The sequence below is a fragment of the Salinicola sp. genome, assembly GCF_982684285.1.
The window spans coordinates 8,390-21,877 of the sequence record NZ_CEXLVS010000039.1 but is presented as its reverse complement, the minus strand read 5'-3'; the positions used below and the strand labels follow the sequence as shown (position 1 = coordinate 21,877).

Annotated in this window: 14 protein-coding genes and 1 tRNA gene; 9 read left to right on the top strand and 6 right to left on the bottom strand. The window is 66.0% G+C overall.

The window, feature by feature from the left end:
- The first annotated feature begins 154 nt into the window (after window positions 1–154).
- Window positions 155–241 (top strand) — tRNA-Leu (locus AC3AYF_RS05475).
- Between the two features lie 652 nt (window positions 242–893).
- On the opposite strand, the gene AC3AYF_RS05470 is transcribed toward AC3AYF_RS05475, so the two are convergent.
- Both AC3AYF_RS05470 and AC3AYF_RS05465 read right to left on the bottom strand, forming a co-directional pair.
- Complete coding sequence (locus tag AC3AYF_RS05470; RefSeq protein ID WP_295034865.1) at window positions 894–1,262, bottom strand: hypothetical protein; 369 nt, start codon at window positions 1,260–1,262, stop codon at window positions 894–896.
- Window positions 1,263–1,499: 237 nt separating this feature from the next.
- Window positions 1,500–2,372, bottom strand: a complete 873-nt coding sequence (locus AC3AYF_RS05465; protein ID WP_487779490.1) for an arylamine N-acetyltransferase family protein — start codon at window positions 2,370–2,372, stop codon at window positions 1,500–1,502.
- 418 nt (window positions 2,373–2,790) lie between these two features.
- Here AC3AYF_RS05465 and dusA point away from each other — a divergent pair, with 418 nt between their 5' ends.
- The gene (gene dusA / locus AC3AYF_RS05460) at window positions 2,791–3,834 is read left to right on the top strand and encodes a tRNA dihydrouridine(20/20a) synthase DusA (protein WP_295034869.1); all 1,044 of its coding nucleotides are present in this window, start codon (window positions 2,791–2,793) and stop codon (window positions 3,832–3,834) included.
- Here dusA and AC3AYF_RS05455 read toward each other — a convergent pair.
- The 3 genes from AC3AYF_RS05455 to AC3AYF_RS05445 are packed head-to-tail and all read right to left on the bottom strand — an operon-like array spanning window position 3,831 to window position 6,342.
- Window positions 3,831–4,853, bottom strand: a complete 1,023-nt coding sequence (locus tag AC3AYF_RS05455; RefSeq protein ID WP_295034871.1) for a succinylglutamate desuccinylase/aspartoacylase family protein — start codon at window positions 4,851–4,853, stop codon at window positions 3,831–3,833. The genes dusA and AC3AYF_RS05455 overlap by 4 nt on opposite strands.
- Window positions 4,854–4,913: 60 nt before the next feature.
- On the bottom strand, window positions 4,914–5,522 hold the full coding sequence (locus AC3AYF_RS05450) for a YceI family protein (protein WP_295034873.1): 609 nt from the start codon (window positions 5,520–5,522) through the stop codon (window positions 4,914–4,916).
- A gap of 58 nt (window positions 5,523–5,580) precedes the next feature.
- Window positions 5,581–6,342: a CDP-alcohol phosphatidyltransferase family protein gene (locus tag AC3AYF_RS05445; protein ID WP_295034875.1), complete on the bottom strand. Its 762-nt coding sequence runs from the start codon at window positions 6,340–6,342 to the stop codon at window positions 5,581–5,583.
- Between the two features lie 355 nt (window positions 6,343–6,697).
- On the opposite strand from AC3AYF_RS05445, the gene AC3AYF_RS05440 reads away from it, so the two are divergent.
- The 6 genes from AC3AYF_RS05440 (at window position 6,698) to AC3AYF_RS05415 (ending at window position 11,163) form a co-directional block, all read left to right on the top strand.
- Window positions 6,698–7,108, top strand: a complete 411-nt coding sequence (locus AC3AYF_RS05440; protein ID WP_487779489.1) for a hypothetical protein — start codon at window positions 6,698–6,700, stop codon at window positions 7,106–7,108.
- A 51-nt stretch (window positions 7,109–7,159) separates the two neighbouring features.
- Window positions 7,160–7,669, top strand: coding sequence for an MDR/zinc-dependent alcohol dehydrogenase-like family protein (locus AC3AYF_RS05435; protein ID WP_487779488.1), 510 nt, complete (start codon window positions 7,160–7,162; stop codon window positions 7,667–7,669).
- Window positions 7,670–7,791: 122 nt separating this feature from the next.
- The gene (locus tag AC3AYF_RS05430; protein ID WP_295038877.1) at window positions 7,792–8,190 is read left to right on the top strand and encodes a 6-pyruvoyl trahydropterin synthase family protein; all 399 of its coding nucleotides are present in this window, start codon (window positions 7,792–7,794) and stop codon (window positions 8,188–8,190) included.
- Window positions 8,187–9,251 (top strand): glycosyltransferase family 4 protein, encoded by a 1,065-nt coding sequence (locus AC3AYF_RS05425; RefSeq protein WP_295038875.1) that lies wholly within the window; start codon window positions 8,187–8,189, stop codon window positions 9,249–9,251. Before AC3AYF_RS05430 ends, AC3AYF_RS05425 begins: the two co-directional genes overlap by 4 nt.
- Window positions 9,251–10,177 carry a class I SAM-dependent methyltransferase gene (locus AC3AYF_RS05420; protein WP_487779487.1) on the top strand — a complete coding sequence of 309 codons (927 nt, stop codon included), beginning with the start codon at window positions 9,251–9,253 and terminating at the stop codon, window positions 10,175–10,177. Before AC3AYF_RS05425 ends, AC3AYF_RS05420 begins: the two co-directional genes overlap by 1 nt.
- On the top strand, window positions 10,174–11,163 hold the full coding sequence (locus tag AC3AYF_RS05415) for a lysylphosphatidylglycerol synthase transmembrane domain-containing protein (protein WP_295038871.1): 990 nt from the start codon (window positions 10,174–10,176) through the stop codon (window positions 11,161–11,163). The genes AC3AYF_RS05420 and AC3AYF_RS05415 overlap by 4 nt, the downstream gene beginning before the upstream one ends.
- Before the next feature lie 2 nt (window positions 11,164–11,165).
- Here AC3AYF_RS05415 and AC3AYF_RS05410 read toward each other — a convergent pair whose 3' ends face one another.
- Window positions 11,166–12,065 (bottom strand): RibD family protein, encoded by a 900-nt coding sequence (locus tag AC3AYF_RS05410; protein WP_295038870.1) that lies wholly within the window; start codon window positions 12,063–12,065, stop codon window positions 11,166–11,168.
- A gap of 181 nt (window positions 12,066–12,246) precedes the next feature.
- On the opposite strand from AC3AYF_RS05410, the gene ribA reads away from it, so the two are divergent.
- Window positions 12,247–13,386 carry a GTP cyclohydrolase II RibA gene (ribA, locus tag AC3AYF_RS05405; protein WP_295038869.1) on the top strand — a complete coding sequence of 380 codons (1,140 nt, stop codon included), beginning with the start codon at window positions 12,247–12,249 and terminating at the stop codon, window positions 13,384–13,386.
- Window positions 13,387–13,488 lie beyond the last annotated feature (102 nt).

Below are 13,488 nucleotides of genomic sequence, written 5' to 3'. Positions count from 1 at the left end.
TATGCAGCGGACTGCAACTCCGTGTACGCCGGTTCGATTCCGACTCCAGCCTCCACTTCTTCTCGGGGTCGAGTCTTCATGATTCGTCGCCCTCCTGGTCACCGGCGCCCTGTCCTGCGAACAGGCCCCCCGGAAAACTGACCGAATGCGTCCGGCCCGGATGGCGAAATTGGTAGACGCAAGGGACTTAAAATCCCTCGGTGGCGACACCGTGCCGGTTCGAGCCCGGCTCCGGGCACCATCATCTCCGAGACTCTATCAATGGCAGGTAGCCGTTCCTCTCCGCTCGCCATGCTGCGGCTTTGCAGAACGACGCCCCGGGTCGCCACTCCAGGCGACACAGTCGGCTGCCGGAACCACTATCACGACAACGAGCCCGCCGAACGCTTTCTGGTCGGCGTGACAGGATAGAGTGTCGGAGAAAAAGCGACCCGGTGGCACAAGGTGAGAAACCCCACATGTACCGGGTCGAAGTCGTCGCAGGGAAGCGACACAAAGCGATAGTGGATCCCGATCGACGTCGAAATCCGCCCGGCTACCGGCGCTGAACCCTCGCCCCAGACCGTCTGGTGCCTCTTCTATCGGCAACCGCCCCCAATGACTTGAGCTCGATGCCCGAACTCCCCGGGTGTACGCCTGAAAGCGTCGCACCGGCCTCAAGGTCCCGATCCGTAGCTCGCCCTTCGCCCGCAGGCCATCGAAACCCAGTTCCCTCTATTGGACCTGCCGCGAAACAGCTCGATGGCTCATTGACAATAGATCGGCGGCGCATAAAAAACCCCGGCCAGGGGGAGTGGCCGGGGAAGTTGGAGACGACTGGAGGTCTCTCAAAAGCGCCCCAGACTCTCGAGGCGCGAGGCAGAAGATTCTGTGACTGCGATCTTGCTTCCAGCTCAGTCAATGCTGGCGAAAGTCATTTCGACATTGCCATGACCGGACGGCTGGCCAGCGTTCTGCAACGCCTGGGCAGCTGCCATGCTCTGCCCTTCACCAATCAGGCTGCTGTCACCAGCCGAGATGCTGGTGGCGCGCATGGTGCTGGCTGAGACATAAGTCAAAGCCTGATCGGCCGCATCGCTGTGGCCACCATTGACCGGATCGATACGGTATTGGGTTGGCAGCGCCTGAAATTCGGAAGTCTGCTGTACGTTCAGCGCCTGCCGCTGGCTGGCAAAAGCCTCTTCAGCCTGGGCGCTGTTGGCCTGAGCAGCAGCGGGCAGAGCGATGGCGAGTGCGATGGCGGCAAGGATACGGGTTTTCATGATTCGTTCTCCAATGACATATTTTTCGTTTGTTCGGTTGGCCTCTTGGCCTTGACCGTTGATGTCATTATGGGAACGAGACAGTTAGCATGCGAATCGAAAACCTCGAAAGCGACTATCGTCGGGATCGATATGGGCGAAGCCATGAAAGCTGGATACGCCGGCGGTGACCTCTCGTGCTGTCGGCGTCATGGCCTGTTCAGAGGCGACTCCTGTCGCAGGCACTCTCACCCTCGCTCACGAGGATGCGGCTTCTTCCTGGGCTTGCGCTGAAGCAACGATGCGCTCCAGCACGGGGATCCAGCAGGACTCGACGTTCAACCCGAACCGTCCGCCCAGGATATCGATCATCTCCTCGACCGTGAGGCGGTGCTCTTCGATACCGCCCTCTACCCGTGCGATCTTCAAACGATTGCTCGCCAACGTGTAACGCGCCTCCGGTGTGGTCACGGCCACCATCAACCGACTGCGAAAGTGCGAGTCCGGATAGCGGGAGACGTAGTGGTTGGCCACCTGGTAATCGATGGGTTCCCAGGGGAAATCGAGAATTTCGTACAGGGCTTGCCAAGCGTGATCATGGTATGACTCGACCATGAAGCCGCTCATCGTTTTACGCAGCCGATAATCGCCGTAGGCATGTTGCTGAGGAAGATCCGGCTGCCAGGCGAGCGGCTCATTGGGCATGAAACTGCCGAAGCCGCCGTCCACCAGCCACAGGGCATCGCCCACCACCACCTTCAAGGACGCATGCGTAGCGGCCGGGGCGGGACCTTCCGGCATGTGGCCGACCCACACCCGGGCCAAGTGGGTTTCGACCGAGAACCCCAGGGCTTGCAACACACGCTGCAGCAGGCTGGTGTGTTCGAAACAGTAGCCTCCACGTTGGCGATGGAGCATCTTGTCATCGACGGCTCTCGGGTCGAGCGAGATATCCCGCCCCAGCAGCACATCGATGGCCTCGAATGGAATGGAGGCCATGTGATGAGAAATGATGGAGCGCAGCGTTTCCTGCGTAGGGGGCAAGGCGCCCGAGAGCCCGATGCGCTTCAGATAGGCTGCTAGATCGACGCAGGCCATCTGCCGGTCAGAGAGTGAAACGATAGCTGACATGATGGAGCTCCTCTGGAAGACGAGCGCAGCGTAATTCCTCGACTTAACTTGAGGTCAAGCCCGTGATGATCCGATGAACTTCCGCTCAGGGATCCTTCGAACGCGGAGGATCCGGCGGGCACCGGGATGAACGACGATACCCACGCTCCCTGAACACCGCGTCTCGCTTGACTACAGCCTTGAGCCCAATTCACCTATGTCGACCGCACCGCATCGAGGAGGACGGCTCTGTGACGGATCCCCTTTCTTCCGTACAATGGCGCGCCACCTCGTGCCACGCCGCCGAAAAGTCGCCATGGTGTACCACCTCTTCCAGGAGAAATAGGCTCGACCGGCCAACTGGTACACCACGGTGCAGTGAGCCGGGTCATCGGCAGGACTCGATGGTATCAACCAGTGTATGTTTACACCGCAGGCCATGACGCAACTAACTGATATACCGACACAAAGCCCAGCAGATCGAGCCCGCCGATTTTCGGTGGCCCCGATGATGGACTGGACCACCCGGGACTACCGGGCCTTCGCCCGCTGCCTGACTCGCCGCGCACTGCTGTATACCGAGATGGTCACCACCGGCGCGATCCTGCATGGCTCGCCGCGGGAGCGTTTTCTGGGCTACGGCGCCATGGAACACCCGCTGGCACTGCAATTGGGCGGCAGCGATCCCGGGGAACTGGCGGAGTGCGCGGCCATCGCCGAGGCGTGGGGCTACGATGAGGTCAACCTGAACGTGGGCTGCCCGAGCGATCGGGTGCAGAACAACCTGATCGGCGCCTGCCTGATGGGTCACCCCGACAAGGTGGCCGACGCCGTCGCCGCCATGCGCCGCGCGGTATCGATTCCCGTCACGGTGAAATGTCGCATCGGTATCGACGACCAGGACGAGGATGCCGATCTCGAACGCTTCATCGATCGGGTCGCCGGCGCCGGCTGCGAGACCTTCATCGTGCATGCCCGCAAGGCCTGGCTCCAGGGGCTCTCGCCCAAGGAGAATCGCGACGTCCCGCCGCTCAACTATCCCCGCGTCTACCGGCTCAAGACGCAGCATCCCGAGCTGCATATCGGTATCAACGGCGGTATCACCACGCTGGACGCCTGCAGGACGCATCTCGATGCCGGCGTGGATAGCGTGATGATCGGTCGCGAGGCCTACCAGAACCCGTGGCTGCTGGCCGATGTCGATCGTGCACTTTACGGCGAGCCCTCGCCTGCCGCTAGCCGCCACGACGTCGCGCGTGCGTTTCGTCCCTACTTGATCGAACGGCTGGCCGAGGGCGCCAAGCTCAACCACATCACCCGGCATCTGCTGGGACTGTTCCAGGGCTGCGCCGGGGGCAGGCGTTTCCGACGCTACCTCTCGGAAAGCGCCCACAAGGAGGGCGCCGGTATCAGCGTCTACGATGACGCCATCGGCCTGGTCGACGAGAGCCGGCTGGCCGAACCGGTCCGAGAGCGCGTCTAGAAGCCGGTCGTCTCGTAACGCGACTGGAAGCTCTCCACCGCGTTCTCGACATCGTCGATCTCCTGGTAACGGGCGACGTGGAACAGCGCCTCGCCCTCGTTGACCAGCGGCAGGTTGCTCATGCCGATGACGATGCCATCGGCGCTGGCGACCACCGGCGCCTCGTCGTTGCCGAAGGGATCGGCCACCACCCCCAGCGACTGATGCTTGGCGACCCGCGCCCCCAGCCTGACACGCGGCCGCAGAATGCCATCGATCGGCGCCCTGGCCCAGCTCGAACCGTTGGCCACTTCGGCGGGAGGCGGCGTGCGCCGGCGGTTGTCGGCCGGCAGCATGCCGATCAGGCGCATCACGCGCCGAATTCCCCTAACGCCCGGCGCGATCGCCCACTCGTCGAAGCGCAGCGCTTCGCCGGCCTCGTAGGTGAGCACGGGAACGCCACGATTCTGCGCGTACTCGCGCAGGCTCCCCTCGCGCAGCTCCGCGTTGAGGATCACCGGCACGCCAAACGCCTCGGCCATGGCCTGGGTCTCGCGGTTCTGGCGCAGTTGGGAGCGAATCTGGGGCAGATTGGTGCGGTGAATGGCGCCGGTGTGCAAGTCGATGATGTGGGTGGCCCGGTCGACCATCTCTTCCCGCATCAGTGCGGCGATGCGAGAGCCCAGCGACCCGCCTTCACTCCCCGGAAAGCAGCGATTGAGATCGCGCCGGTCCGGCAGGTAGCGCGACTGCTGGACGAAGCCGAAGACATTGACGACGGGCACGGCAATCAGCGTCCCGCGCAGTCGCGACAGGTTCGGCAACCTCAGCAGCCGGCGGACGATCTCGACGCCATTGAGCTCGTCGCCGTGAATCGCGCCGCAGACCAGCAACACCGGACCAGGCTGGCGACCGTGCACCACCTCCACCGGAATGTGCATCGGCGCATGGGTATAGAGCTTGGCCACCGGAACGTCGACCTGCCGGCGGGTGCCGGGTTCGATTCGCTCGCCAACGAGGGTGAAGGCTTCCTGCGCCATGACGATCCTTGACAATGGTTGGGTCGGTAATGAAGAGCTCGTGCTCGTGAAGCCGCCATCTCATCTGGAAAGGGTATCCCGCTGTACCGCTTCCAATTCGAAGATCAGGGTCACATGGTCGCCGACCATCCCGTTGTCGACGCCGTAATCCATCCCCCAGTCACTGCGATCGAGAGCGCCCCGGATGGACAGTCCCAGCGTGGGCTGCCCGTGCCCGAACGGATAGACCGCATCCTGGTTCAACGTGACGTCCAGCGTGACCGGCTCGGTACGGCCCAGCAGCGTGAGCTCGCCATTCAGCGTACCGGTCGTCGGAGACGACGGCTCGAAATCCGTGGCTACGAAATGTATCCGCGGATGCTCGTCCGCGTCCAGAAAGTCGCGCCCCCGCAGGTGTTCATCGCGAGCGTCGAGGTTGGTGAAGACGCTGTCGGACCGGATCGTGACCTCCGCCGAGACCAACGTTTGCGTCTCACGGTCGTAGACGAAGGTACCCTCGCCCTCCAGGAACTGTCCGAGCAGGTTTTCGTAGCCCAGATGATCCACCATGAAGGCGATGGAGAAGTGTTCGGGATCGATCTCGAAGCGCTGCGGCTCGGCACTTGCCGGCGACGATGCCAGCGCCAGCAGCACCAGAGCGGGAAGGATGTTCAACCGGGCGGATCTCATGACAGCCTCCTTGCGGGAAAATCGACCCAACAGGGGTCGGGAGAGACAGCGACGCCGCTCAGAGCTCGATGTCGCCAACGGGTCGATGGCGCCAGAGCCAGACGATGTCCCGGCCAAAGGAGAGGACCAGCAGCGCCGCCGCCACGAGCGTGAAAGCGGTAGCCCATGAGGGTTCGACGAAGGGAAGCAGGCAGACCATCAGCGTCGACACCTGCCAGACGCAGACCGTCTTGCGAAAATAGCTCTCGGGCAGGGAGCGATTGAGCCACGGCGAGTAGACGCCAGCTACCAGGAAGGCATACCGCGCCAGCCCGATGAGCAGGATCCAGGCACCCACCTTGTCCAGGGCGATCAACGCCATGCACAGCACGACGATGAAGAACGCATCCAGCTCCATGTCGAACCGCGCCCCGAAGGCGCTGGACGACCCGGTTCGCCGCGCCACCCAACCATCGATGCCGTCGAGTGCCAGCGCCAGTAGCGACAGCGCCGCGATGCCCTCGGCATGGCGCTGGATGAAGTCTGGATATACCACGACGCCGGCAACGATCGCGATCAGCGCTGCGCGCAGCAGCGTGACACGGTTGGCCCAGCCGAGGCCCTGCCGCGAGGCTGGCCAGGCCCAGAGCACTGCCGTGGCGATCGCCACGTAGATGCCGCCGGCCGTGAAACGCAGGCCCGAAGGCGCCGAGAATGCCCAGTGCACCCACTCGGTCAGCAGGGCGACCAGCGCGAGGCCCGCCGCCATATCGACCCAGCCGCGCAGGGATCCGACCCGGCGGAGAGCCGCTGCCGAGATACGTGTCGATGAGTGTCGCATCGGCGACTTCCTCCCTAATGATGGCTCGCTCCTCGACCAGCCGTGACGCCAGATCGTAACGAGGCCCTCCAACCGATACGCTGCCCGTACAAGTTTGGATGCAGTTTGACCGATTTGCGAGAATTGCCGGTCATCGCGGCGATCGGCGGGGCGAGCAACGCCGGTAATTGGCCGATCTCTCCATCGCTCGTCAGGGGCCGGCGAATGGCCGGCACCGCCATCGGTTCGAAGCAATCTTGTTTTTAGATCTCTTCTTGTACACCATTTGTACAATGCTAATTCGTCACACTCTGCCATACTCTCAGCAGGACGACGAACCGCCATCCCGATCTGTCATCAAGGAACGGATATCGCAATGACGACGCCTTACGCTCATGCCTTCTGGTCTCTCGGCAACGGTAACGGCGAAATTCGCCAGGCCGAGCTGAGTGTCAGCGGCGACTTGATGATCCGCACCTGTTACTCCGCCATCAGTCGGGGCAGCGAGACCCTGGTCTTCAACGGCCAGGTACCGGCGAGCGAATACCAGCGAATGCGGGCCCCCTTTCAAAGCGGCGAGTTTCCCGGCCCGGTCAAATACGGCTACTCCAATGTCGGCGTCGTCGAACAGGGAGCGCACGACTGGCACGGGCGATACGTCTACTGCTTGCACCCTCACCAGACCCACTACCGTGTCGGCGTCGGGGATGTCGTGCCGCTGCCGCCCGGCGTGCCCCCGCAGCGCGCGATACTCGGCGCCAACATGGAAACGGCGCTCAACGCCTAGTGGGACGCGGCGCCAGGCATCGGCGACCGGATCAGCGTCGTCGGCGCTGGCGTGGTCGGCGCCCTGGTGGCCTGGCTCTGCGCCCGACTGCCCGGGACCCACGTCCAGCTGATCGATATCGACGAGCGCAAGCGCTTTCTCGGCGAGGCGCTGGGGGTGGATTTCCACACCCCCGAGACCGCCGAGGCCGAACAGGATCTGGTGGTGCATGCCAGCGCATCGGATGCCGGCTTGCAAAGCGCGCTTTCACTGGCAGGGTTCGAGGCCACCGTGCTCGAGATGAGCTGGTACGGCAGCCGCGAGGTCAATCTGCCGCTCGGCGAGGCGTTTCACGCCCGTCGCCTGACGCTGCGATCGAGCCAGGTCGGCAGCGTGTCGCCCGGGCATCGTCCGCGCTGGAATCACAAGCGGCGACTCACCCTGGCGCTGGCGCTGCTCGATCACGACTGCCTGGACGTGCTGATCAGCGGGGAGAGCCATTTCCGGGATCTGCCCGAGACCCTCAAGCGACTGAGCCAGCGTGACGACGACACGCTCTGCCAGCGCATCCGTTACGGCTGACGCCACGTAATCTCATTACACCGCCCCGGTATCGCGCTCGCCACCGGGGGGATTCGCCAGGGACAGCAGGACGCAAGTTCGGCACCGGCCGCCCACCAGGCCGACTCATCAAGGAGCGAGACATGTTCAGCTTGACCGTTCGCGATCACATGATGATCGCCCACAGCTTCAACAGCGAGACTTTCGGACCGGCGCAGAAGCTGCACGGTGCGACCTACGTGGTCGACGCCACCTTCAAGCGCCCCGAGCTCGACCAGGACGATCTCGTCGTCGATATCGGTCTGGCCAGCGAGACACTGAAACGCGTGCTCGGTGAATTCACCCTGGGCAACCTTGACGATGTCGACGAGTTCAAGGGCCGCAACACCACCACCGAATTCATGGCCAAGGTCGTCTTCGACCGGCTCTCCCACGCCATTCGCGAGGGTGAACTGGGTGACGGCGGCCGCCACCTCACCGCCTTGACCGTGACCCTGCACGAGTCCCACGTGGCCTGGGCAAGCTACGAAGGGGGACTATGAGCGACTTCACCCTCATCGTCGCCGGAAACCCCGACCAACTGACCGGCGGCTACGTCTACGATGCGCGAATCGTCGAAGCGTTGCGCGCGGCAGGCTGGAGCATCGACGTCATCGGGCTCGAGGGACGCTTTCCCGAGCCGGATGCCGTCGCCTCCCACGCCCTGGACTGCGCCTTGACCGCCCTGGCGGACGGCAGCCGGGCCGTGATCGACGGGCTCGCCATGGGCGGGCTGCCGGCCATCGTCGAGCGTCACGCGTCGCGGCTATCGATCACCGCACTGGTGCACCATCCACTCGCCGACGAGACCGGCCTGGGCGCCCCGGAACAGCAGCGCTTCCGCGTCAGCGAAACCCGCGCCCTGGCGGCAGCCGCGAGCGTCATCGTCACCAGCGTCTATACCGCCCGTCGGCTTCGCGACTTCGATGTGCCGGCCGACAAGATCGCCGTCATCGAGCCCGGCGTCCAGACCGGCCCACTGGCGAGCGGCGACGGTAGTGGCACCCCTCGCCTGCTGTGCATTGCGACGGTGACACCGCGCAAGGGCCAGGATCTGCTGGTCGAGGCGCTGGCGGGTCTGACCGCGCTGCCGTGGCGATGCGATCTGATCGGCGCGCTGGATCGGGCCGACGCCTACGTCGCCAAGGTGCGCGAGGCCATCGACGAACACCAGCTGGGCGAGCGCGTGCGACTGCTGGGCTCCCAACCCGCCGAGCGCCTGGCCGAGCATTATCGTCAAGCCGATCTCTTCGTGCTGCCTTCCCACTACGAGGGCTACGGCATGGTCGTCACCGAAGCGCTCGCCCATGGCCTGCCGGTAGTGACCACGACGGGCGGCGCCCTGGCCCATACGCTGCCAGACACCGCCGGCATCAAGGTGCCGCCGGGCGATGTCGCGGCGCTACGCCATGCACTCGAACGCATGCTGGAGGATTCGGAGCGCTATCAGCGCTACCGGACAGGGGCCAGAACGTGCCGCGACACCCTGACGGACTGGCACACCGCCGCCGCCGCCTTCGGCCAGGCCCTGACACGCTCGAAGATGACAGAGGCAACGCGCTGATGCCGATGTCGCAGCTACCCGCCACCGACGCGCTGTTCAGCGATCAATGGCTGACGCTGAGGGAGCCCGCCGATCACAGGGCGCGCGACGCCCAGCTCACCCACGCCGTGGATCAGTGGCTGACGCGCCGCGCCGCGGCGCACCCGCCGCGCGAGGCCCGGTCGCTCGAGACACCACGCAGCGTGATCGATCTGGGCTGCGGCAGCGGCTCCAATCTGCGCTATCTGGCACCGCGGCTGCAGGGCGCCCAGTCCTGGCGACTCATCGACCACGACTCCGGGCTGCTGGCCCAGGCCCGACTTCGCTGCGAGTCGCTGTCGAGTGCCGACGGCCAGCCGATCCACCTGGAGACCGACCAACTGAGCCTGACGGCGGCCTGGGAGCACGGCCTGGAGGGCGCCGACCTGGTCACCGCCTCGGCGCTGTTCGACCTGCTGACGGCCGCCGATATCGAGGCATTGGCCGATGCCTGCCAGCGTAGCGGCTGTGCGGTGCTGTTCGCCCTCAGTATCGATGGCCTGATCCGTTTCCACGATGCCGGCGGCAGCGCGCTTTACGGCGACGACGACCGCTTCATGCTCGCCGCGCTCCAGGCCCACCAGCATCGCGACAAGGGGGGCGGCCCGGTGGTGGGCAGCGAGGCTCCCCGACGGCTTCGCGAGAGCTTCCACCGCCGCGGCTACCTTATCCGGGAAGCCGCGGCCCCCTGGCGGCTCGGGCCGGAATCGCTGCCTCTCGCCGAGGCGCTGATGGCCGGCTGGCGCAAGGCGCTTCACGAGCAACTGCCGCAGCAGCGGGACCGTGTCGACCAGTGGCATGCCCGCCGTCTCGACGATCTGCAGCGTGAGCGGGCGACGTTGACCGTGGGTCACCGCGATCTGCTGGCGACCCCGACCGGCGGAACGCCCTCGGGAGCGCGAGCGTGAACCGGTGGCTGTCGCCCTGGCTGCGGCTGGCCGTGACGCTGGCGCTGCTGGGCGTACTGGCGTGGAAACTGGATACCGGCCAGCTGCTGGAACGGCTCATGGCGCTGTCGCCGGCCTGGGTCGCGGCCGCGGTCCTGCTCGGCATTCCCCAGGTCGCGATCTCGGCCTGGCGCTGGCGGATGACGGCGCACCGGATCGGCATCGCGCTACGGTGGCCAGTGGCCATCCGCGAATACTATCTGGCCACCTTCCTCAACCAGGTGCTGCCGGGCGGCGGCCTGGGGGACGCCGCCCGGGCCTGGCGCCACGGCAATACCCGGACACACTCCGGTGGCGGCCACCCCCCGGCATCGGGGCCGGCGGTTCGCGCCGTGATCATCGAGCGCGCCTCCGGACAGGTGGCGCTGCTGCTCGTGGCGGTCGTCGCCGTCTGTCTCTCGCCGGACCTACGCCACGGCATCGCCCGGGCGTGGCAAGCCCAGGCGACGACCCTGACGTGGCTTCTGCTGGCGGCACTGCTGCTGGTCGGCATCGTCATCGGCGTATCGAGGCGGTGGCGCTGGACGGCCCTGGCGACCTTCGGCCAGGACATCAGGCGGGCGTTGCTGACGGCATCCGTGTGGCCCGCCCAACTGCTCAGCTCGCTGCTGGTGACCGCCACCTACGTCGCCGTCTTTCTCTGCGCCGCCCAGGCCCTCGGCCTCCAGCGGCCGATCCCGCAGTTGCTGCCGCTGATCCCGCCCCTGCTGATGGCCATGGCGATCCCCCTGACCGTCGCCGGTTGGGGGCTAAGGGAAGGGGCCGCCGCAGTGATCTGGCCCCTGGCCGGCCTGCCGGCCCAGGAGGGAGTCGCGCTCTCAGTGGCCTACGGCCTGCTCGTGCTCGCCGCCAGCCTGCCGGGATTGGGAGTGCTGTTGTGGGACCGGCGTGCGAGCCGGGCAGCCTCGGTTCGCCGCAAGATGGCAGCGGAGGGACATCCCGGATGAGATCAGGAGGCCGATGGAGTTCTATCGCGCAGATCGAGATCGAACAGCATGTCCTGGCCGAGGCGGAAATGGCGACAGGCCGGTCGCAGCGCCACCTCCAGCGTCTCGATCTCCGGCAGCGTCAGCGCCGGACGGCCGGACCCGATCAGCATGGGTGCGACCACGCTGTGCAATCGGTCGAGACAGTCCGCCTTGAGAAAGCGGGAGATCGTCAGCCCGCCACCCTCGATCAGGATCCGACGATGGCCTTGCTCGGCCAGCACAGCGAGAACGCTTGCGGGATCGACGCCGACCGCCCCCGGCGGCAGCGATTTGACGCTGACATGCGCCGCAAGCCCATGGCCTTCGACGCCTTGGTTGACGAGGTGCCAGGTCGGCGCCGCCGGCTGGCGGAAGACATTGCGGTCGGCCGGCACCCGGCCCCGCGGGTCGAGCACCACCCGCAGCGGGTTGTCGCCCTCGACATGGCGCACCGTCAGCTTCGGATCGTCGGCATCGGCCGTACCGGCACCAACCACGACCGCGTCGACCAGCGCCCGCATCCGATGCAGGTGGACCAGGCTCTGCTGTCCGGTCACGTAGTGGGAAGCACCGGTGACCGTGGCGATGCGACCGTCCAGGCTCTGGCCGAACTGGGCGATGACACGTGGCCCCCGGAGCAACGACGCGGTGCACCACGGCAACCAGATCGACAGCAGCTGCGCGGCCTCCTCGTCGACCGGATGGCTGCAGCGCCAGTCGCCGGCGTCGTCGACTTCCAGGCGATGATGCCCATCGACGACGGTACCGTCGAAGGTGTCGTCACGGGTCAGGGCCGCCACCTGGCGAAGCCAGCGCCAGGCCTGGGGCGCGGACACGGTGGGTGTAACGGCATGGGCGGGATTATCGGACGAGGCAGTCACGGTCATTCCTTGGCCAGACGGCATCACAGCGTAACAAAGATCGCCCTTGGCGGAGAGCGTTCGGCGGTGAGCGCCGTCATTCCGTTTCACCTTGCCGCTCTTTCACGCCGGTCATGGGTGCCAATCACGGATAGCGATCACAGATGAGACTGATCATGGACGACAGGATAAGGAGACGATCATGCGACAGGTAGAACGCGCGATATTCGATCTGCGACGCGGCCTCCCGGTTCTCGTGCGTGCCCCCAGCGGCGACGTGGTGGTCCACCCGCTCGAGGGCTGCGACGACGACGCGCTGGCGGCACTGCCGGCGCTGGCCGGCGGCCCGGCCGCACTGGCGCTGACCCGCCACCGCCTGGCGCGGCTGGGCATCGACTTCGGCCCGCGCGTGGGGCTGGTGCCGGTCGCCCCCGCCGACGGCGCCCACGCCATCGTCGCCTGGGCCAGAGACGAAACGCAGCGGTTGCCCGTGGATCGCCAGCCCGTCGCCGCCGATCCGGCAAGCGAGGCGGCGCTGGATCTGATGCGAATCGGCCTGCTGATCCCCGCGGCCGTGGTCGCCGAGGTCAGCCACGCCCAGCGCGCCCAGGTCGAGGCGCTGGTCGCGGAGGGCACCGTTCTGGCGGTCGCCGCCGAGCAGATCGATGCCTACTCCGAAAGCCGGTCACGCTTCCTCAAGCGCACCAGTGACGCGGAGATCCCGCTGTCTCACGCCGAACGCGCGAAATTCGTCATGTTCCGGGAGGCCGACGGCATGCGCGAGCACATCGCGATCGTGATCGGCGATCGCCGCGAATGGAGCGATGCGGTGCCGGTGCGTCTCCATTCGGCCTGCCTCACCGGCGATCTGTTCGGCAGCTTGCGCTGCGACTGCGGCGAGCAGCTGCGCGAGAGCGTGCGCACCATCGACGAACGCGGCGGCGGCGTGCTGCTCTATCTCGCCCAGGAAGGCCGGGGTATCGGGCTGGCCAACAAGCTGCGTGCCTATACCCTGCAGGATGGCGGCCTGGACACGGTCGACGCCGACCAGGTACTCGGGTTCGGGGAGGACGAGCGAACCTACGAAGTCGCGCTGGAGATGCTCGAGCAGTTGGAGATCGCGCGGATCGAACTGTTGACCAACAACCCCGAGAAGATCGCCGCCATGGACCAGGGCGGCGTCGAGGTGGTCAACCGGCGCGGCGTCTACGGCAAGCTGACCAAGCAGAACCGACGCTACCTGGACGCCAAGGCCAAGCGCGCCGGCCACTGGCTGGAAGAGGTTCTCGACGACGGCGAGAAGGAGTCGGCCACGCCTTTCCGGCGTCCGGTGGCGCGCTGAGCCTCACCCAATCGTCGCCGCAACCATCGGCGTTCGGGAGACGCACCCCGTCACCCCGACGCCGGATGGCGTCAACGCAAGGTGTCGAGATCGAACGCTCCC